This window comes from Streptomyces sp. P5F9, assembly GCF_057961495.1.
The window spans coordinates 1-18,258 of record NZ_JBXVPZ010000183.1 but is presented as its reverse complement, the minus strand read 5'-3'; the positions used below and the strand labels follow the sequence as shown (position 1 = coordinate 18,258).

Genomic DNA, 18,258 nt, shown 5'->3' with positions numbered 1-18,258 from the left:
GCGCCGCCCCGAGCCCCGGCCTGCCCTGGTCAGCACCGCGCGCGGACTGGCAGGATCGCGCGCATGCTCAAGGTGTTCTCCCGTATCAGCAGGCGCCGGGCCCTCCAGGGCGCGGCCGCCGGCTTCGTCGCGTTCGGGCTGTTGCTGTGGTGGCTGCTGCCCCTGGGCGACGAACCGCCGACCGGGACGATCACCTTCAGTACCGGGACCCCGCTGGGCGTCTACCAGGAGTACGGCAAGCTCCTTCGCGCCGAGCTGGACAAGGACATGCCGGGCCTCACGGTGAAGCTGGTGAACAGCGACGGGTCGCAGGAGAACGTCGCGCGCGTGGCGACCGGCGACGCCGACTTCACCATCGCCGCGGCCGACGCGGTGGGGACGTACGAGATGGACGGCAAGCCCGGTGCGGCCGGGCTGCGCGGGGTCGCGCGGCTCTACGACGACTACGTCCAGCTCATCGTGCCGCGTGACTCGGACATCGACTCGGTCACCGATCTGCGGGGCAAGCGCGTGGCCATAGGGCCGGACCGCTCGGGTGTGCGGCTGATCGCCGACCGGGTGCTCACGGCGGCCGGCATCGACCCGAAGAAGGGCGTCGAGCCGGTGGCGGCCGGTATCGACACCGGACCGGATCTGCTCAGGCGGGGCAAGATCGACGCGTTCTTCTGGTCGGGCGGGCTCCCGACGGACGGCCTGAAGGACCTCGCCAAGAACTACGCGTTCCGGTTCGTGCCGATCGAGGCGACCCTCGTGGCCAAGATGCACGAGCAGGGCGACGCCACCCGCTACTACCGCGCCACCAATATGCCGGAGTCGGCCTACCCCACCATCCAGCGCGGGTCCACTGTCCCGACCATCGCCGTGTCCAACCTGCTGATGACCCGCAAGGACATGAACGCCAGGCTCACCGAGTGGATCACCAAGACCGTGATCAAGAGCCGCGACGGCATCGGCAAGCAGGTCCACTCCGCACAGCTGGTGGACCTGCGCACGGCGATCTACACCGATCCCCTGGCCCTGCACGAGGGCGCCCGGCGCTACTACCGGTCCGTCAAGCCGTAGGCCGTACGCCTTCCGCGGGGCGTGGGCCGTGGGCCGCGAGGGCCCAACGCAGACCCTGGAGGGCCCGTTCAGGCCGCGGGACCGCTCCTGGGTACCGAGACCGTCACCTTGAGGCCGTGCGGCTCGTGGTGGGCGTACGTGAGCGAGCCGCCGCCCGCGGCCAGCAGGACCTGGGAGATGGACAGGCCGAGGCCGGAGCCGTTGATGTTCTGGTGGCGGCCGCTGCGCCAGAAGCGGTCGCCGACGCGGGCGAGTTCGTCCTCGGTGAGGCCCGGGCCGTGGTCCGTGACGACGACGGTCGAGGTCTCGCCGTTCGACGCGACCGTCACCTCGACGCACTCGTCCTCGGGTGTGAACTTCACCGCGTTGTCGATCACCGCGTCCAGGGCGCTGGACAGCGTGATCGGGTCGGCCCACGCCGTGGTGGGCGGGCAACTGCCCACCAGGCGCACGCCCTTGGCCTCGGCGGTCGGTGACCAGGCCGCGACGCGCTCGGCGGTCAGCGCGCCGATGTCGGTGATCCTGAGGTCCGCGTCCGCGTGCTCGGCCAGTGCCAGGTCGAGCAGGTCGTCCAGGACCTGGGTCAGGCGCTTGCCCTCGGTGCGGACCGAGGCGATCTCGTCGTTGTCCTCCGGCAGTTCGAGTGCGAGCAGTTCGATGCGCAGCAGCAGCGCCGAGAGCGGGTTGCGCAACTGGTGCGAGGCGTCGGCGACGAAGGCGCGCTGCTGCTCCAGCACGTCCTCGACGTTGTCCGCCATCTCGTTGAACGACCGGGCCAGGCGCTGAAGTTCCGGCGGCCCGCCGGCGGCCGCGACCCGCGACTTGAGGCGTCCGGTGGCGATGTCGTGGGTGGTGGCGTCGAGGACCCGTACGGGGCGCAGGACCCAGCCGGTCAGCCGTAGGGCCGCGCCGACGGCCAGCAGCATCGCGGCGATCTCGCCGGCGCCGATCGTCAGCCAGCCGCGCAGGGTCCGTGAACGCATCGGCCCGGTGGGCGAGTCGGTGACCACGACGGCGATGACGTCGCCGTCCCGGATGACCGGCGAGGCGACGACCAGACGGTTGCGCTGCCAGGGCCAGACCTGTTCCGGGTCGTGGCTGCGGCGGCTGAGGAGCGCCTCGGCGAACGCGTCCCGCACCTCGCCCGTCTTGGGCAGCAGGAAGTCGTCCGGCGCGTTCGCCATGGAGGTGTCGGTGCGGTAGAAGACGCCCGCGCGGATGCCGTAGACCTCGTAGTAGCTGGCGAGTTCGCGGTCCAGGGTCTCCTGGCGCTCGTCCGGAACCGTGTCGGCGGGGCGTGATCCCGTGGGTGCGTCGGTGACGAACTGGGCGAGGGCCGCGAACCGCGCGGTGTCGTCGATGCGGTCGACGATCACCTTCTGTTGCTGCGCCTTGGCGACGCTGATGGCGAGCGGGACGCCGAGCGCCAGCAGCACGGCCGCCATCAGGACGATGAGCAGCGGGAGAAGACGTGTGCGCACCCGGGCCCGCTACGCGGCCGGGGCGACGAGCCGGTAGCCGACGCCTCGTACGGTCTCGATCAGCGCGGGCATCCGCAGCTTGGCGCGCAGGGACGCGACATGCACCTCCAGGGTGCGTCCCGTGCCCTCCCAACTGGTGCGCCACACCTCGCTGATGATCTGCTCCCGCCGGAAAACCACTCCTGGGCGCTGTGCGAGCAGCGCCAGCAGATCGAACTCCTTGCGGGTCAGTTGGACGACCGAACCGTCCACGGTGACCTGACGGGTGGGCAGTTCGATGCGCACCGGGCCGAGCCGCAGCGCGGTGTCGCCGCCCCCGCTCGCGTCCTCGTGGACACTGCGCCGGCTGACGGCGTGGATGCGGGCGAGCAGCTCCCCGGTGTCGTACGGCTTCACTACGTAGTCGTCGGCTCCGAGGTTGAGGCCGTGGATGCGGGAGCGCACGTCGGAGCGGGCGGTGACCATGATCACCGGGGTGCTGGTGCGTTTGCGGATCTTGCCGCAGACCTCGTAGCCGTCCTGGTCGGGCAGGCCGAGGTCGAGGAGGACGACACCGAAGCCGTCGCTCTCGGGGACGAGTGCCTGGAGGGCCTCCTCGCCGCTGCGGGCGTGCGTGACGTCGAATCCGTGCCGCGCCAGGACCGCGGACAGAGCGGCTGCGACATGGTTGTCGTCCTCGACGAGGAGCAGTCTCATCCCGGCCCCCTCCGGTTCATCGTTCGTATGGTGTCGGCCTGTACAAAAGCACGTCTCACGCGCGCGTGCACCCAGGCAGTCACGCTGATGGACGAAGACGCCGTCAAGTGGGTTCCGGTTGCGTGCGGCCTTCCGTTATCCAGCCGGTACGGATCCCGGCGACAAAGTGCTACGACACGTGTCCTCTTGCTATCCGATCGTGATGCTCAGATCTCGCTCAGATGTGATGACGCTGGTCGTAAGGCCTCACTACTGTCCTCCGCAACCGACGAGGACGGAGCCAGCAAGCGATGACCGAAGTATCGGTGGCCAAGGAAGATGTGGCCGCGACCGGCGAACTCGTCGTCCTGAAGAGCGTCAACAAGCACTTCGGCGCGTTGCACGTACTCCAGGACATCGATCTCACGATCGCCCGCGGCGAAGTCGTCGTGGTGATCGGGCCCTCCGGGTCCGGGAAGTCCACTCTGTGCCGCACCATCAACCGCCTGGAGACGACCGATTCGGGTTCGATCACGATCGACGGCAAGCCGCTGCCCCAGGAGGGCAGGGAGCTGGCCCGACTGCGTGCCGATGTCGGGATGGTCTTCCAGTCCTTCAACCTCTTCGCGCACAAGACGGTGCTCGAAAACGTGATGCTGGGTCAGATCAAGGTCCGTAAGGCCGACCGCAAGCAGGCCGAGGAGAAGGCCCGGGCGTTGCTCGACCGGGTCGGCGTGGCCACGCAGGCGGACAAGTACCCGGCCCAGCTGTCCGGCGGTCAGCAGCAGCGCGTCGCCATCGCGCGGGCGCTGGCCATGGACCCCAAGGTGATGCTCTTCGACGAGCCGACCTCGGCCCTCGACCCGGAGATGATCAACGAGGTGCTGGAGGTCATGCAGCAGCTCGCCCGGGACGGGATGACGATGATCGTCGTCACCCATGAGATGGGCTTCGCCCGCTCGGCCGCCAACCGAGTGGTGTTCATGGCCGACGGCCGCATCGTCGAAGAGGCCGTGCCGGACCAGTTCTTCAGCAACCCGCGCAGCGACCGGGCCAAGGACTTCCTGTCGAAGATCCTTCACCACTGACGACCGCCGGCGATCAGCGCCGACCCCCACCGACGATCAGCCACGAACGCTGACGAACCGCTACAGCCAGCCACTGGCGGCCCGCCGACGACGGGCGGCCGCCGACTGCCGCTGAGGGTCCCGCACGCCCTCAGGGCCACCGTCACGCGCCCTGACGGGCCCTCATCTCCTCTCCAGCCAAAGGATGTTCACCATGAAGCTCCGCAAGGTCACCGTGTTCGCGACCACCGCTCTCGTCCTCTCGCTCGCCGCGACGGCGTGCGGGAGCAGCGACAAGGACGACTCCGGTTCGGGCTCCGGCGGCAGCAAGATCAAGATCGGCATCAAATTCGACCAGCCGGGCCTCGGCCTGAAGCAGCCGGACGGGACCTACGCCGGCTTCGACGTGGACGTCGCGACCTATGTGGCCGGCCAGCTCGGCTACAAGCCCGCCCAGATCGAGTGGGTCGAGACCAAGAGCGCCGACCGTGAGAACGCGCTCGCGCGCGGCGACGTCAAGTTCATCGCGGCCACGTACTCGATCAACGACGAGCGCAAGAAGAAGGTCGACTTCGCCGGCCCCTACCTCCTGGCCCACCAGGACCTGCTCGTCAAGAAGGACTCGACGATCGCCAAGGCCACGGACCTCAACGGCAAGAACCTGTGTTCCGTGACCGGCTCCACCTCGGCGCAGAACATCCACGACACGATCGCCCCGAAGGCCAACCTCCGTGAGAACTCGGGCTACTCGGAGTGCATCGCGGCCCTCCAGAGTGGTGCCGTCGACGCGGTGACCACCGACGACTCGATCCTCGCGGGCTTCGCGGCGCAGGACAAGTTCAAGGGCCAGTTCAAGCTCGCCGGCCTGAAGCTCAGCAACGAGAACTACGGCATCGGCGTCAAGAAGGGCGACTCCGCGACCGTCACCAAGATCAACACCGCGCTGGAGAAGATGGTCAGCAGCGGCGCCTGGGAGACCGCGGTCACCAAGAACTTCGGCCCGGCCGACTACAAGAACGAGCCCGCCCCGAAGATCGGCGACATCGTCAAGTAAGCCCGAGAAAACCCCGGTAAGGCAGGCCCCATACCCGGAAGCGCGGGAGATCGTGTTCGACTTTCTTCAAGGTTATGACGTCCTCGGGGCGTTCTGGATGACGGTGAAACTCACCGTCCTCTCCGCCCTCGGCTCCCTGGTCTGGGGCACACTGCTGGCCGGCATGCGGGTCAGCCCGGTCCCACTGATGCGTGGTTTCGCGACCTTCTACGTCAACACCGTCCGGAACATCCCTCTGACGGTCATCATCGTCTTCACCTCGCTCGGCCTCGCCGACATCTTCGGCGTCACCATGGGCGCGTCCGACGACTTCAAGGTGCAGGGTTTCCGGCTGGCACTGCTGGGTCTCGTGGCGTACCACGCGGCCTTCGTCTGTGAGGCGGTGCGCTCCGGCATCAACACCGTGCCCGTCGGACAGGCGGAGGCGGCCCGCGCCATCGGGCTGAGCTTCAGTCAGGTGCTGCGGATCGTCATCCTTCCGCAGGCGTTCCGGGCGGTCATCACTCCGCTGGCCAACGTGCTGATCGCGCTGACCAAGAACACCACCGTGGCAGCCGCGATCGGGGTCGCCGAGGCGGCCGCCCTGATGAAGACGATGATCGAGAACGAGGCCCAGACGGTCGCCATCGGCGCGGTCTTCGCATTCGGCTTCGTGGTACTGACCCTGCCCACCGGCCTCTTCCTCGGCTGGCTGGGCAAGCGACTGGCGGTGAAGCGATGACCTCCGTCCTCTACGACGCGCCCGGCCCCCGCGCCAAGCGGCGCAACGTGCTCTTCTCTGTGGTGTTCTTCGTCCTGCTGGCCCTCTTCTTGTGGTGGGTCTGGCAGACGATGGACGACAAGGGCCAGCTGAAGTGGGCCCTGTGGCAGCCGTTCACCACGTCGGACGCCTGGACGACGTATCTGCTGCCGGGCCTCGGCGACACCCTGAAGGCCGCCGGTCTCGCCATGGTGATCGCCCTCCCCCTGGGCGCGTTCTTCGGTATCGCCCGGATGTCCGACCACCGGTGGGTACGCGTCCCGGCCGGCGTGGTGGTCGAGTTCTTCCGGTCGATCCCGGTCCTGCTGCTGATGCTGTTCGCGAACGAGTTCTACGTCCGCTCCACGGGCATCGGCAGCGAGGAACGGCCCCTGTACGCCGTCGTCACCGGCCTGGTGCTCTACAACGCCTCGGTGCTCGCCGAGATCGTCAGGGCGGGCATTCTGTCCCTCCCCAAGGGGCAGACGGAGGCCGCGCACGCGATCGGTCTGCGCAAGGGCCAGACGATGACGAGCATCCTGCTCCCGCAGTCCGTCACCGTCATGCTGCCGGCCATCGTCAGCCAGCTCGTGGTCATCGTGAAGGACACCGCGCTGGGCGGCGTGATGCTGGGCTTCACCGAGCTGCTCAACGCGCGCAGCACCCTGGCGGCCAACTACGCCAACGTGGTGGCGAGTTTCATCGTCGTAGGGATCATCTACATCGTGCTGAACCTCGCCCTCACCACCTTCGCGAGCTGGCTGGAGGGCAGGCTGCGGCGCAGCAAGAAGAGCACGGGTGCGACCGTCGCCCTCGAAGACGCCACCGGGCTCAATCCCGCGCAGGTGGGGGGCAGTTTCGGAACCGGCGGTGGCGGCACGATCTGATGATCGGTCACATGGCATGAACGACACGGAGGCAGTGGCATGATCGCCACTGCCTCCGTCACTTGACGCAAGCACCGGCAATGGGTTGCATACGTTCTGTGATCGTGCACCCTGCTCCAACTTCCTGCTCACATGCGTCCCTGAGGACACCGTCACGGGCAGGGGGCGCCGCACCGTGGACCCGGTGATCATCGTCGGGGCGGGGCCCGTAGGGCTCACGCTCGCCCTGGCACTGGCGCGGCAGGAGGTGCCCTCCGTCCTCCTCGACGAGGGCCCGGGCAAGGACGAACCACGCCCCGCGCGCACCGTCGTCCTGCGGGAGGACACCGCGGCACTCCTGGAGCGCCTGACCGGCGTGCCGCTCGCCGGGCTCGGCTCGCGCTGGGCCGGATGGCGGTCGATGCGGCGCAAGCAGGTGATGCGCGAGATCACGTTCGACGAGACCGAGCCCGCTCCGCTGCACATCGCGCAGCACGTGCTCACCGGCGCCCTGCGCCAGGCCCTCGCGGGCGAGCGGCTGGTGAAGATCGCCGTGGACAACCGCCTCGACTCGCTCGAACAGGAGCCCTCGGGCGTCACCGCCCACACCCGCGGCCCCAAGGGCACCTGGTGGCGCGGCAGTTACCTGGTCGGCTGCGACGGCCCGCGCTCGACCGTGCGCAAACTCCTGGACATCCGCTTCCCCGGCCGTACGGCGGTGGAGCGACACGCCGTGGCCGCGCTGCGCACGGAACTTCCGTGGCCCGACCAGGCGTTGTTGCATCGGGTGCCGCCGTGGCGGACGTCCGGACCCTCGGCCGGGGAGGTCACCGGACGCCCCCTCCCGGACGGCGTGTGGCGCCTGGACTGGCTGCTGCCGCCGGGCAAGGACCTGGTCACCCCCGAGCTGCTGCTGGCCCGCATCCGGGAGACGCTCGCGGGCTGGACCGAGGGCCCGACACCGCCGTACGAACTGCTCGACACCGGTGTGCACACCGTGCACCACCGACTCGCGCGGCGGTGGCGGGCAGGGCGGGTGTTTCTCGCCGGAGACGCCGCGCATCTGCTGGGGGCGCTCGGGACGCAGGGGCTGGACGAGGGGCTGCGGGACGCCGACAACCTCGCCTGGAAGCTGGCATTGGCCTGGCACCACGGGCCGCACGAGCCGCTGCTCGACAGTTATCAGGCGGAGCGGCGGGCGGTCGTGGCGGCCCGGTTGCGCGCCGCCGACCAGGCGCTGCCGCTGGTGCGCGGCGGGGCCGGGCTGCGCGCGGTCGTGCCCGGCTCGGCTCGCGGCCATGACGTGCTGCTCACGGACGGTCACCTGGGGCACGGCGCGCTCGGCGCGCCGGGGGCGTACGCCGACTCGCCGCTCGCACCCCGGCACATCGAGGCGGAGGTCCCCGTGGACACCCCTCCGGGGGCGCCGGTCGCCGATGTCCTGGTCACCGCGGAGGACGGCGCCTTCGTACGGCTGCGGGACCGTCTCGGGCGCGGCTCCCTGCTGGTCGTCCTGGTCGCGCCGGGCACGGGCGTGTGGGAGCGCAAGCACTGGGTGACCGCCGGAATCATGCCCCGCCTCGCGGCCGCCGTGACGGCGCTCCCGCACCCGGCCGAGCTTCTGGTCACCGAGAGCTATCCGGGCGCCGCCGCCCACACCGTCCTTCTCGTGCGGCCCGACGGTCACCTGGTCACGGCGCTGAGCGGGGTGCGCCCGGCCGACCTGTACGCGGCGGCCGAGGCGACCCTGGGTGGCCCGACGAGGACGGAGGCCACGGCCGGCTCGCGCTGAGGCCGCCGTATCCGAACTGTCCACATAGTGACGCTGAGTTGACCGGCCCGCACCGCCGTGCTGTACTCCGGACCATGACCGACACCTCTGTCCACCTCTGGCGGAAGGTCCACCTGGACCTCGTCCGCTACGTGGGCTGTGTGTGTCACGTCGCCTGCTGAATTCGCATCTCTCTCACCCGCGCGCGCCACTGTCGTGATGCCTGCGCGCACCTTCGCGAACACTCATCAGGACGGTGCACGTGTCTGTCTCCTCCTCTGCCTCCGTGTCCCCTGCCGCGCCCTCCCAGGCCCCGACACAGGCGGAACTGCTCGACTTCGTCCGGCGTACGGCCGCCGACGCCGAGCTGATCGCCTCGCTCCCCCTCGACCCCGAGGGCCGCACCTGGGTGCGGCTCGAAGGTCCCGGCGGCAGCGAGGCGTGGCTGATCGGCTGGCCGCCCAGCAGCGGGACGGGCTGGCACGATCACGCCGAGTCGGTCGGCGCCTTCCTCACCGCCGCCGGCGAACTCAAGGAGAACTCGCTCGCCGCCCGGCTCCCGAGCGACGGCTGGAAGACCCTCGAACTGGAGGAGGGCGTGGACCGCGAACGCCGGCTGCCGACCGGCAAGGGCCGCGCCTTCGGCCGCCACCACGTCCACGAGGTGCTCAACGAGTCCTCCGAAGAGCACGCGATCTCCGTCCACGCCTACTACCCGCCGCTGCCGCAGATCCGCCGCTACAGCCGTACGGGCCCGGTGCTGCGCCTGGAGCAGGTCGAGCGCCCGGCGGACTGGCAGTGAGTGCCGCGCACGAACAGCCGCTCGGCATAGACGAGTTGCTGGAGCGGACGCGCGGGACCTACGAGCGGATCGAGGCGCGGGCGGCGTACGAAGCGGCCCGCGACGACAAGGCCCTCCTGGTCGACATCCGCTACGCGGCCCTGCGCGACCGGGACGGCGTCATCCCCGGCGCCCTGGTCGTCGAGCGCAACGAACTGGAATGGCGCCTGGACCCCCGTGGCAGCCACCGCGCCCCCGAAGCCACCGACCACGACCTGCGCGTCGTGGTGATCTGCAACGAGGGCTACGCGTCCACCCTGGCAGCCACGTCCCTGCACCAACTGGGCCTGCACCGCGCGACGGACCTCGTCGGCGGCTTCCAGGCATGGAAGGCGGCGGGGCTGCCTGTCACGTCGTAGACGCTCTGTCCACGACGTGACACACCGGGTCCGCGAGTGACGCACCGGCCCGCTCACGACCCGTCGGAGGGGCAGTAGAGCGGGGCGGTGTCCGCGTTGGTCCTGGTGATCAGGCGAGCCGGTGTGGTGGCGATCTTCTCCACCTTCTCCTTACGGAGAAGGCTGATGGTGTCGGTGACGGCCAGTTCGCCGGTGTCCTTGGCCGAGTTGGACACGGTGGCGGCGAATCGGCCGTCCTTGAGTGCGGCGAGTGCCTCGTCGGTTCCGTTGACCGTCACGATCTTGACCTTCTTGCCGCCGGCCTCGTCGAAGGCCTTGCGGGCGGCGAACGCCATCTCCTCGTTGGCGACGAAGGCGTAGTCCAGATCGGGATGCGCTTTGATCATGCTCGCGGCGACGGTCTTCGCTTGGGCGGCGACGAACATGGCCGGCTGGTTCGCGACCACTTTCGCGTTCGCCGGCAGCCCCTTGGTGAATCCACCGACGAGCAGATCGGAGGCGGCACCGGGAGCGCCCGCGATGACACCCACCTGCACCTCGCGCCCCGCGGCGTCGTCTTCGATCCAGTCGGCGTCCAACTTGCCCACCGCCTTCAGGTCGACGACGACGGCCCCGAGGATGTCGGACGGATCGGCACTGACCGAGGTCAGGAAGATCGGGATGTGCGCGCTCTTGGCCTTGGCGATGTCGCTCTTGAGGGCGGTGGTGTTGACCGTCTGGAGGATGATCGCGTCAACATGGCGCGCGATCATGTCCTGGATGTTGGCCAGCTCCCGCGCGGCGTCCTGATGCGAGTTGACGGTGACGAGCTTCGCGAAGTTGCTCTTGGCCGTGTTCTCGATCGACTCCTGCAGACAGGTGTGGAACTCGGTGCTGCCGCCGTTGACGAACCCAAGGGTGGTGGGCCCGTCGTCGGCGGGCGTGGCACTGGACTCCAGTCCGCAGCCACTCAGTAAGAGGCACGTACCGACCAGGAGGGCCACCAGGGTTCTTCGGTGGTGAGCGGGCAGGGGCAAGGACAAGGGGGCCGCCTTTCAGGGCGTACGAGGACCGGTCGGCGAAACGGCCGGAGGCACTCGGGCAGACCTGGCTGCGGCTCAGCGGGCGGGACGGCCGAGGGTCGGCAAGCGTGGAGGGCCGAGGTTCGGCAGCAGAAGCTACTCCCGCGGCAAACATGCGCACCCTCTGCGTCACGCACACTAAGTCTGCGAAATGTGTGCCCTCGGTGGTGCGGGTGACCGCTGGGAGAGGTGGCTTGCGGTTCCCCTCGCTCGCGCTCGGGACGGACGACTGACGCTTTCTCTCACTCACTCTCGGGCCGGATGGTCGGCGGTTTCCCGCGCTCGCTGTCAGGACGGACGATCCGACGGCTTCTCGCGCTCGCTCCCTGGCGGTCGCCACCGCGACCACCGCGAGGCACACGAGGGGCGTGACATACGGTGCCGCCCTACCCGTCATACCGACGCTGAACGCGGTCAGGACGGCGAGGGCGATACCGCTGCCGAGCGCCGTGGCGAGCAGCAACACCGACAGCGCCTCGGTACGCAGCATCCGCAGCACGTGACGGCGGGTCGCCCCGGCGAGGCGCGGCAGCGCGAACTCCCGGACACGCTCCGCGACCGGCATGGCGAGCGTGTTGACCACGGCGATGGCCGTGAACGCCAGAACGAGCCCCATGGACAGGTAGTTGACCTCGGCGTTCGTCTGTTGCCGCTGCGCCTGGAACGAGTCGGCGGCGGTCGGCGCGAGAATCTGTACGCCCGGGAACTCACGGAGGGTAGTCGCGAGTTGTGTCTGTGTACGGGTCGTGCCGACGAGGACTGAGGAGGCGAGCAGGTTGTCGACATGCCGGGCGACAAGATCGTGCGCGAAGGTGAGATCGCCGAAGCCGAGGCCCCTGGCGTAGACGGCGACGACGGTGAGCGTGACGGGTGTGCCGTCGCCGAGCGTCAGCTTCAGGGTGCTGCCGGGTCTCAAGTGGAGCTGGTCCGCCGCCAGTTCGCACGGCCGCGGTTCGTTCGGTGAGTCCGCCGAGTGATCCGGCGGTGGCGTCGGGGTTCCAGGTACGGGTGAGTCCGGCGGGCGTGACGCCTTGGGCGGGCACTCGCCTGGTGCTTGCCTGAACGCGGTCGGCGCCCCCGCGCGTCCACCGTGTTCAGGACGTTCGCACCACCAAGAGGTCAGAACCGGATCGATGCAGAAACGCGGATCGATCCCGGATCAGTACCCCTCGTCCCCGAGGAACTCCGTGTCCTCGCCCTCTTCCTCCAGCGCCTGCCGGACCACTCTGAGGGCCATGCCCTGGGAGTAACCCTTGCGGGCCAGCATGCCCGCGAGGCGGCGCAGCCTCTTGTCGCGGTCGAGGCCCCGGGTGGACCGCAGTTTGCGGTCGACCAGTTCGCGGGCCGTCGTCTCCTCCTGCTCGGAGTCGAGCTGGGAGACGGCCTCGTCGATCAGCGTCGAGTCGACACCCTTGGTGCGCAGTTCTTGAGCGAGCGCCCGTCGGGCCAGGCCCCGGCCATGGTGCCGGGACTCCACCCAGGCGTCCGCGAACGCGCCGTCGTTGATCAGCCCGACCTCCTCGAACCGCGACAGCACCTCGTCCGCCACCTCGTCCGGGATCTCCCGCTTGCGCAGGGCGTCCGCGAGTTGCTTGCGGGTGCGCGGGTTCCCGGTGAGCAGGCGCAGGCAGATTCCCCGTGCCCGCTCAGCCGGGTCCGCCGGCGGCTCCTCCTTCTTCTCGGCCCTCGACGAGGAGAAGTCGGCCCCGTCCGCTTCGGAGGAATCCCCGAAGCCGCGGCCACGGCGCCCACGTCTACCGCGTGCGCCGTCACCGCGCGCCGTAGACCCTCGTGAGCCGCCCTCGCCACGCGCTCCACGGCTGCGGCGCGAACCGCGGCCGGGTGCGTCGTCATCGGCGGACCCGTCGCCGGGCGAACTGCCGCCAGGCGCCGAGCTCCTGAAGAGCCGACCGGTGCCCGCCGAACCATCGCCGGGCTCCGGGCCGCCGAAAGGCGGACCGGCCTCCCCCGCGAAACCGCCGCCCGGCTCGTCGCCATACGGCTCGTCCATGCCGTACGGCTCCTCAGGCGTGCCGTCCGCACCGTAGGCCAGGCCGTCGCCGCCTCTCCCGCGCCCCTGTGGGGCGTCGGGATACGCGTACTCGGCCCAGTCCGTTCGTCGTGTCACGGGTCAGCTCTTGGCTGTCGCGGCCTTGGGCTTGGTGGCCTTGGCCGCAGCCGGAGCGGGCACCGTCTTGACATCGTCCGTGGCGGTGGGGACCGCCGCGTCCGCGACCGGCTCGACGGCCGGCTTGTCCTTCTCCGGACGGACGCCCACGCCCAGCTTCTCCAGGATCTTCTTCTCGATCTCGTTGGCCAGGTCGGGGTTGTCCTTGAGGAAGTTGCGCGCGTTCTCCTTGCCCTGACCGAGCTGGTCGCCCTCGTACGTGTACCAGGCGCCGGCCTTGCGGACGAAGCCGTTCTCCACGCCCATGTCGATCAGGCCGCCCTCGCGGCTGATGCCGTGGCCGTAGAGGATGTCGAACTCGGCCTGCTTGAAGGGCGGCGCGACCTTGTTCTTGACGACCTTGACGCGGGTGCGGTTGCCGACCGCGTCGGTGCCGTCCTTGAGGGTCTCGATACGACGGATGTCGAGTCGCACCGACGCGTAGAACTTCAGCGCGCGGCCACCGGTCGTGGTCTCCGGGGAGCCGAACATCACGCCGATCTTCTCGCGGAGCTGGTTGATGAAGATCGCGGTGGTCCCGGACTGGTGGAGCGCGCCTGTGATCTTGCGGAGCGCCTGGCTCATCAAGCGAGCCTGGAGACCGACGTGGCTGTCTCCCATCTCGCCCTCGATCTCCGCGCGCGGGACGAGTGCCGCGACGGAGTCGATGACGATGAGGTCGAGGGCACCGGAGCGGACCAGCATGTCCACGATCTCCAGGGCCTGCTCGCCGTTGTCCGGCTGGGACAGGATCAGGTTGTCGATGTCGACGCCGAGCTTCTTCGCGTACTCGGGGTCGAGGGCGTGCTCCGCGTCCACGAACGCGACCTGGCCGCCGGCCCGCTGGGCGTTCGCCACCGCGTGCAGGGTCAGGGTCGTCTTGCCGGAGGACTCCGGGCCGTAGACCTCCACCACTCGGCCGCGCGGCAGGCCGCCGACACCGAGGGCGACGTCGAGCGCGGTCGAGCCGGTGGGGATGACCTCGATGGGCTCGTTCGGCCGCTCGCCCAGGCGCATCACCGCGCCCTTGCCGAATTGCCGTTCAATCTGTGCGAGCGCGGCGTCCAGCGCCTTCTCGCGGTCGGTTCCTGCCATGGGTTCCACCCGATTTGCTTGTGTCGATCGCTTCACGTCAAAGACGCTAACGCCTGCCACTGACAACGCGCCCCGACGCCCGCCCAGCCTGTGGATAACTCGGACACTTCAGCATCAAAAGCCTGCCGAAATGCCCGTCATGGCCTCGCCGGAGCTTCCATGAGAATGGATGTTCGATTTTCGTGTCAAGCGCACCACGCGGCACTCGCGTCATCGATGTCCCGTGACACCTCATGCCGTGGCAACGCTTCGAATGGCATGGAAATCCTTCCCGTGCCGGGGGTCGGGCCCGTTGACTGGCGGCAGCCAACGGCAACCGACGATGGGAGAGTTCGATGAAGATGTGGAAGCGCGCGGGGATCGCGGCCGTGCTGGTCACGGCGGCCGTCGGCATCGTGAGTCCGGCGGCGTCGGCCGCTCCCATGCCGTGGGAGACCAGCCGCGTGCACCAGCCCGCGCCCCAGGTCGCACCGGTCTCCTCGGCCGTCGAGACCGGCACCGTCAGCGTCCTGTGCGGTTCGCCTTGCTACCAGTAGGCCCCTTCGCGAGCGCCGCGCGCTGCTGAACCATCGGTCTTCCCAGGCGGGCCCTCGACCTCGATGCCACAGGAGGATCACGTCCCGACCGGCCGACAGCGCACGTTCACCGCGGCCGCGTGGTCATCACCGTTCAGCAGCCCGAGCCGGACCGGGGCGCCGCCGGGGTTGTCGAAGAGCCGGATGCCGTCGCCGAGCAGAACGGGCACGATGTGCAGGTCGATCTCGTCGATCAGCCCGCGCTCCAGGAGTTGTCGGCCGATCGTGGGCGAGAGCACTTCAAGGTTCTTGCCGCCGGCCGCCTCCAGTCCGATACGTACGGCCTCGGCCACATCGCAGTTCAAAAAGGTCACCCCGGGGGCGGGCGGCGCGTCGTCGGGGTGGTGCGTGAGGACGAACACCGGCCCCTGCCACGCGCCGCTGTAGACGCTGCCGGCATCGGGGAAAGCGTCGAAGCCGTCACGGCCGCCCAGTACGGCACCGGTCGTAGTGGCGTACTCCTCGACGAGGCCGGCCCGGAACGAGAAACCCGTCATCCAGTCCATCGCGTGGTCTGGCCCTGCCACGAACCCGTCCAGCGACATCGTGAAGTGCCACAACACCTTGCCCGCGGCGGTCTGTGGCTCCGTGTCCGCCAACTGCGGGGCGGGCGTGGTCTCGACGCTCTGCGGGGCCTTTGCGGTGGGCATGATCGATCCTCGCTTCTGGGGTCACCGTTCTGCGGATTTCGGACGGCTCTCACCCCCCATAGACCCGATGCGCCCCCGAAACTCATCGCCACGCGCCCCTGGGAGCACTGCTTCCGCCGTCGTACGGCTGGTGTCTTCGGCCGTACGACGACTGCGCGGCGCGTTCCCGCGAGGCTCGGGCCATGACTCGGACCCGGAAGACCCGCGTACGTCCCGCCGAGCGTCTCTGCCATGTGATCGGTGCCCTGCTGATCGTCTCCGGTCTGGTGCATCTCGTGGTGTTCGCGGTCGACGGCGGCCCCTGGTACGGGCCCGTCTCGTGGCGCAAGCCCGTCACGTTCGGGCTCTCCTTCGGGGCGACGCTGATCGCGGTCACCTGGGTCACGTCGTATCTGCGCGTCGGGGCCCGGCTGCGCACCGTGCTGCTCGTCGTGTTCGCCGCCGACTGTGTCGTGGAGGTCGGCGGCATCACCCTCCAGGCGTGGCGCCGGGTGCCGTCGCACCTCGACATGGAGACGTCCTTCGACACCGCGGTGTCCATGACGCTCGCGGTGGGCGGCGGTGTCCTGGTGGTGCTGCTCACCGTGTTCGCGGTGGCGTCCTTCCGGCACCGGCCGACGGGGCCTACGGGGATGGCGCTCGCGGTGCGTTCCGGGTTCGCGATCCTGCTCGTGGCGCTGGCCTCGGGCGCCGCTATGATCGCGCGCGGGGTCTTTCTCGCCCGGACAGGCCACCAGGAGGCGGCGTACCACTCGACGGCCCCGCTCAAGCCGCTGCACGGGGTGAGCCTGCACTCCGTCCTGGTGTTGCCGGCCCTGGCCTGGCTACTGTCCCGTACGTCCTGGAGCGAGGCGGCACGGCGGCGGACCGTGACGGTGGCGGTCTGCTGCTACGTGGTCGCCGTGACCGGCGCCGGGGTGTGGGCGGTGCTCACGTACTGACCGAGACGCCCCGGTGTTCTCGCCGGATCATCCTTCAGGAGGAGCTGGAGGAGCTCTCTCCGGAGTCCTTCCGTTCGGAGTCCTTAGGTTCGGAGTCCTTAGGTTCGGAGTCGGCCGGTTCGGAGCCGGTCGCTTCCGGATCGGTCGGCCGCGAGTCGGCGCTTCCGGAGTCGGCCGTAGCGGCGGAGTTGGTCGTAGAGGCGGGATCGCTGGTACCGGCGGAGTCGGTCGCCGTCGGCTCCGCCGCGCCCGGTCGCCGTTCCCACAGGCCTCGCGCGCGTGCCAGCAGGCCGGAACCGCCGGAGCCACGAGTGGTCCGGTGTCCGTGGACCCGGGGATCGTCCGTGACGGCGTACCGCTTCACATACGCCCCGAGGAACGCCTGGAGCGTGGCGACCGCCGGGATGGAGATCAGCGCGCCGACGGCCCCCAGGAGCGCGGTGCCCGCGATGACCGAGCCGAAGGCGACCGCGGGATGGATGTCGACGGTCTTCGCGGTCAGCTTGGGCTGGAGCATGTAGTTCTCGAACTGCTGGTAGACCACGACGAAGATCAGCACCCACAGCGCGTACCAGGGGTCCACGGTGAAGGCGATCAGCATGGGCAGGGCGCCCGCGAGATACGTGCCGATGGTCGGGATGAACTGGGAGACCAGGCCCACCCAGACGGCGAGCACGGGCGCGTACGGGATGCCCAGCGCCTGCAGCAGGATGTAGTGCGCCACTCCGGAGACCAGCGCCATCAGCCCGCGGGAGTATATGTAGCCGCCCGTCTTGTCGACGGCGATCTCCCACGCGCGCAGCACCTCGGCCTGCCGGGCGGGCGGCAGTACGGAGCACAGCGCGCGCCGCAGCCGCGGCCCGTCGGCGGCGAAGTAGAACGAGAACAGACCGATCGTCAGCAGCTGGAAGAGGCCCCCGAGCACCTGGGTGGACACGTCCAGCACGCCGGTCGCGCTGTTCTGCACGTACTTGCGCAGCCAGTCGGAGTGGAGCAGCCCCTCCTGGATGTCGACCCGTCTGAGGTCGGTGTGGAAGTGCCCGTTGACCCAGCTGATGACGGAGTCGAGGTAGTCCGGGAAGTCCTCGATCATCTTGATGATCTGGCCGGCGAGCATCGACCCGAGGAGGGTGATGAACCCAGCGCTCACGATCAGCAGGCCGAGGAACATCAGGAAGGTGGCCAGCCCCCGGCGCATGCCGTAGGCGGCCAGCCGGCTCACCGCGGGCTCGATGGCGAGGGCCAGGAAGAACGCGATGAGGATGTTGATCAGCAGCCCGATGAGCTGGTGGAAGGCCCAACTGCCCAGCTGGAACACGGCGACGAGGGCGAGCGCCAGCACCATGGCGCGGGGCAGCCAGCGCGGCATGCCCGGGCCCGGCGCGGCGCCGTCGGCCGGGGGCCGGGTCGGCGGCGTACCGATCGGGGATGCCTGCTGGGCGTCGTGCCCGGTCTCGTCAGTGACTGCCACAGTGCAAGTCTCGCCTACGCCACTGACAACCGGTCACCAGCGTCGATCTTCGTGACCGATCAGCGACTTTCCCGCGGAAGATCAGCGGATTTGCCGCGGAACGTTCATGACGTCGCAGACCACGCGCCATACGTCCTTGGCCTCCCAGCCCGCGTCCAGCGCCTCGTGCACCGTCCGCCCGCCGAGCTCCGTCATCACATGATCGCGCGCGAAGCTCTCGGCGTATCCCGCACCGAAGTGCTCCGTCATCCGCTGCCAGAAGACCGTCAACCGCATGACACCAGTATCCCGCCCCTGAGAGTGGGACCATCTCGGGACCCCTTGCGGAGACCGCTTTCCGTCCTACGGTCTGACGCATGGCCGAAACAGGAGCTTCCCCACTC

General features: G+C 69.4%; 18 protein-coding genes and 1 pseudogene. 10 read left to right on the top strand and 9 right to left on the bottom strand.

Annotated features, from left to right (window positions below):
* Positions 1-63 precede the first annotated feature (63 nt).
* Complete coding sequence (locus AC31A1_RS26620) at positions 64-1,062, top strand: TAXI family TRAP transporter solute-binding subunit (RefSeq protein WP_489655753.1); 999 nt, start codon at positions 64-66, stop codon at positions 1,060-1,062.
* Positions 1,063-1,130: 68 nt separating this feature from the next.
* On the opposite strand, the gene AC31A1_RS26615 is transcribed toward AC31A1_RS26620, so the two are convergent.
* Both AC31A1_RS26615 and AC31A1_RS26610 read right to left on the bottom strand, forming a co-directional pair.
* Positions 1,131-2,543: a sensor histidine kinase gene (locus AC31A1_RS26615; RefSeq protein ID WP_489655751.1), complete on the bottom strand. Its 1,413-nt coding sequence runs from the start codon at positions 2,541-2,543 to the stop codon at positions 1,131-1,133.
* 9 nt (positions 2,544-2,552) lie between these two features.
* Complete coding sequence (locus AC31A1_RS26610) at positions 2,553-3,239, bottom strand: response regulator transcription factor (protein WP_393753335.1); 687 nt, start codon at positions 3,237-3,239, stop codon at positions 2,553-2,555.
* Positions 3,240-3,529: 290 nt separating this feature from the next.
* Between AC31A1_RS26610 and AC31A1_RS26605 the strand changes: the two genes are divergently transcribed.
* The 7 genes from AC31A1_RS26605 (at position 3,530) to AC31A1_RS26575 (ending at position 9,915) form a co-directional block, all read left to right on the top strand.
* Positions 3,530-4,306 (top strand): amino acid ABC transporter ATP-binding protein, encoded by a 777-nt coding sequence (locus tag AC31A1_RS26605; protein WP_019060965.1) that lies wholly within the window; start codon positions 3,530-3,532, stop codon positions 4,304-4,306.
* A gap of 193 nt (positions 4,307-4,499) precedes the next feature.
* Positions 4,500-5,339, top strand: coding sequence for a glutamate ABC transporter substrate-binding protein (locus AC31A1_RS26600; protein ID WP_489655750.1), 840 nt, complete (start codon positions 4,500-4,502; stop codon positions 5,337-5,339).
* A gap of 52 nt (positions 5,340-5,391) precedes the next feature.
* Positions 5,392-6,060 (top strand): amino acid ABC transporter permease, encoded by a 669-nt coding sequence (locus AC31A1_RS26595; protein ID WP_489655749.1) that lies wholly within the window; start codon positions 5,392-5,394, stop codon positions 6,058-6,060.
* Positions 6,057-6,965 (top strand): amino acid ABC transporter permease, encoded by a 909-nt coding sequence (locus AC31A1_RS26590; RefSeq protein ID WP_489655748.1) that lies wholly within the window; start codon positions 6,057-6,059, stop codon positions 6,963-6,965. Before AC31A1_RS26595 ends, AC31A1_RS26590 begins: the two co-directional genes overlap by 4 nt.
* A 175-nt stretch (positions 6,966-7,140) precedes the next feature.
* Complete coding sequence (locus AC31A1_RS26585) at positions 7,141-8,736, top strand: FAD-dependent monooxygenase (RefSeq protein WP_489655747.1); 1,596 nt, start codon at positions 7,141-7,143, stop codon at positions 8,734-8,736.
* A gap of 241 nt (positions 8,737-8,977) precedes the next feature.
* Entirely contained in the window at positions 8,978-9,517 is a 540-nt protein-coding gene (locus AC31A1_RS26580) for a cupin domain-containing protein (protein WP_489655746.1), read from the top strand.
* On the top strand, positions 9,514-9,915 hold the full coding sequence (locus AC31A1_RS26575; protein ID WP_489655745.1) for a rhodanese-like domain-containing protein: 402 nt from the start codon (positions 9,514-9,516) through the stop codon (positions 9,913-9,915). Before AC31A1_RS26580 ends, AC31A1_RS26575 begins: the two co-directional genes overlap by 4 nt.
* 53 nt (positions 9,916-9,968) lie before the next feature.
* Here the strand turns inward: AC31A1_RS26575 and AC31A1_RS26570 are convergent, their stop codons facing one another.
* The 4 genes and pseudogenes from AC31A1_RS26570 to recA all read right to left on the bottom strand — a co-directional run bounded on the left by AC31A1_RS26570 (position 9,969) and on the right by recA (position 14,238).
* Positions 9,969-10,937 (bottom strand): sugar ABC transporter substrate-binding protein, encoded by a 969-nt coding sequence (locus tag AC31A1_RS26570; RefSeq protein ID WP_489655744.1) that lies wholly within the window; start codon positions 10,935-10,937, stop codon positions 9,969-9,971.
* A gap of 373 nt (positions 10,938-11,310) precedes the next feature.
* Positions 11,311-12,019: pseudogene (locus tag AC31A1_RS26565) on the bottom strand (ABC transporter permease); the annotation flags it as partial.
* 116 nt (positions 12,020-12,135) lie between these two features.
* A complete protein-coding gene (gene recX, locus AC31A1_RS26560) occupies positions 12,136-13,104 on the bottom strand; it encodes a recombination regulator RecX (RefSeq protein ID WP_489655743.1) in 969 nt (322 codons plus the stop codon).
* A gap of 3 nt (positions 13,105-13,107) precedes the next feature.
* Positions 13,108-14,238: a recombinase RecA gene (gene recA, locus AC31A1_RS26555; protein ID WP_489655742.1), complete on the bottom strand. Its 1,131-nt coding sequence runs from the start codon at positions 14,236-14,238 to the stop codon at positions 13,108-13,110.
* Positions 14,239-14,573: 335 nt separating this feature from the next.
* Between recA and AC31A1_RS26550 the strand changes: the two genes are divergently transcribed.
* On the top strand, positions 14,574-14,774 hold the full coding sequence (locus tag AC31A1_RS26550; RefSeq protein ID WP_489655741.1) for a hypothetical protein: 201 nt from the start codon (positions 14,574-14,576) through the stop codon (positions 14,772-14,774).
* Between the two features lie 77 nt (positions 14,775-14,851).
* Here AC31A1_RS26550 and AC31A1_RS26545 read toward each other — a convergent pair whose 3' ends face one another.
* Complete coding sequence (locus AC31A1_RS26545) at positions 14,852-15,463, bottom strand: dihydrofolate reductase family protein (protein WP_489655740.1); 612 nt, start codon at positions 15,461-15,463, stop codon at positions 14,852-14,854.
* Positions 15,464-15,645: 182 nt separating this feature from the next.
* Here AC31A1_RS26545 and AC31A1_RS26540 point away from each other — a divergent pair, with 182 nt between their 5' ends.
* Entirely contained in the window at positions 15,646-16,404 is a 759-nt protein-coding gene (locus AC31A1_RS26540) for a hypothetical protein (protein WP_489655739.1), read from the top strand.
* Positions 16,405-16,438: 34 nt separating this feature from the next.
* On the opposite strand, the gene AC31A1_RS26535 is transcribed toward AC31A1_RS26540, so the two are convergent.
* The gene (locus AC31A1_RS26535; protein WP_489655752.1) at positions 16,439-17,773 is read right to left on the bottom strand and encodes an AI-2E family transporter; all 1,335 of its coding nucleotides are present in this window, start codon (positions 17,771-17,773) and stop codon (positions 16,439-16,441) included.
* A 183-nt stretch (positions 17,774-17,956) separates the two neighbouring features.
* Positions 17,957-18,151 (bottom strand): DUF3046 domain-containing protein, encoded by a 195-nt coding sequence (locus tag AC31A1_RS26530; RefSeq protein WP_489655738.1) that lies wholly within the window; start codon positions 18,149-18,151, stop codon positions 17,957-17,959.
* Positions 18,152-18,258 lie beyond the last annotated feature (107 nt).

Bases quoted from the DNA above. Each gene is read 5' to 3' on its own strand.
- recA (WP_489655742.1), bottom strand. From the start codon at position 14,238: ATGGCAGGAACCGACCGCGAGAAGGCGCTGGACGCCGCGCTCGCACAG.
- AC31A1_RS26535 (WP_489655752.1), bottom strand. From the start codon at position 17,773: ATGCCGCGCTGGCTGCCCCGCGCCATGGTGCTGGCGCTCGCCCTCGTC.
- AC31A1_RS26620 (WP_489655753.1), top strand. From the start codon at position 64: ATGCTCAAGGTGTTCTCCCGTATCAGCAGGCGCCGGGCCCTCCAGGGC.
- AC31A1_RS26550 (WP_489655741.1), top strand. From the start codon at position 14,574: ATGAAGATGTGGAAGCGCGCGGGGATCGCGGCCGTGCTGGTCACGGCG.
- AC31A1_RS26530 (WP_489655738.1), bottom strand. From the start codon at position 18,151: ATGCGGTTGACGGTCTTCTGGCAGCGGATGACGGAGCACTTCGGTGCG.
- AC31A1_RS26590 (WP_489655748.1), top strand. From the start codon at position 6,057: ATGACCTCCGTCCTCTACGACGCGCCCGGCCCCCGCGCCAAGCGGCGC.
- AC31A1_RS26605 (WP_019060965.1), top strand. From the start codon at position 3,530: ATGACCGAAGTATCGGTGGCCAAGGAAGATGTGGCCGCGACCGGCGAA.
- AC31A1_RS26600 (WP_489655750.1), top strand. From the start codon at position 4,500: ATGAAGCTCCGCAAGGTCACCGTGTTCGCGACCACCGCTCTCGTCCTC.
- AC31A1_RS26540 (WP_489655739.1), top strand. From the start codon at position 15,646: ATGACTCGGACCCGGAAGACCCGCGTACGTCCCGCCGAGCGTCTCTGC.
- AC31A1_RS26545 (WP_489655740.1), bottom strand. From the start codon at position 15,463: ATGCCCACCGCAAAGGCCCCGCAGAGCGTCGAGACCACGCCCGCCCCG.
- AC31A1_RS26610 (WP_393753335.1), bottom strand. From the start codon at position 3,239: ATGAGACTGCTCCTCGTCGAGGACGACAACCATGTCGCAGCCGCTCTG.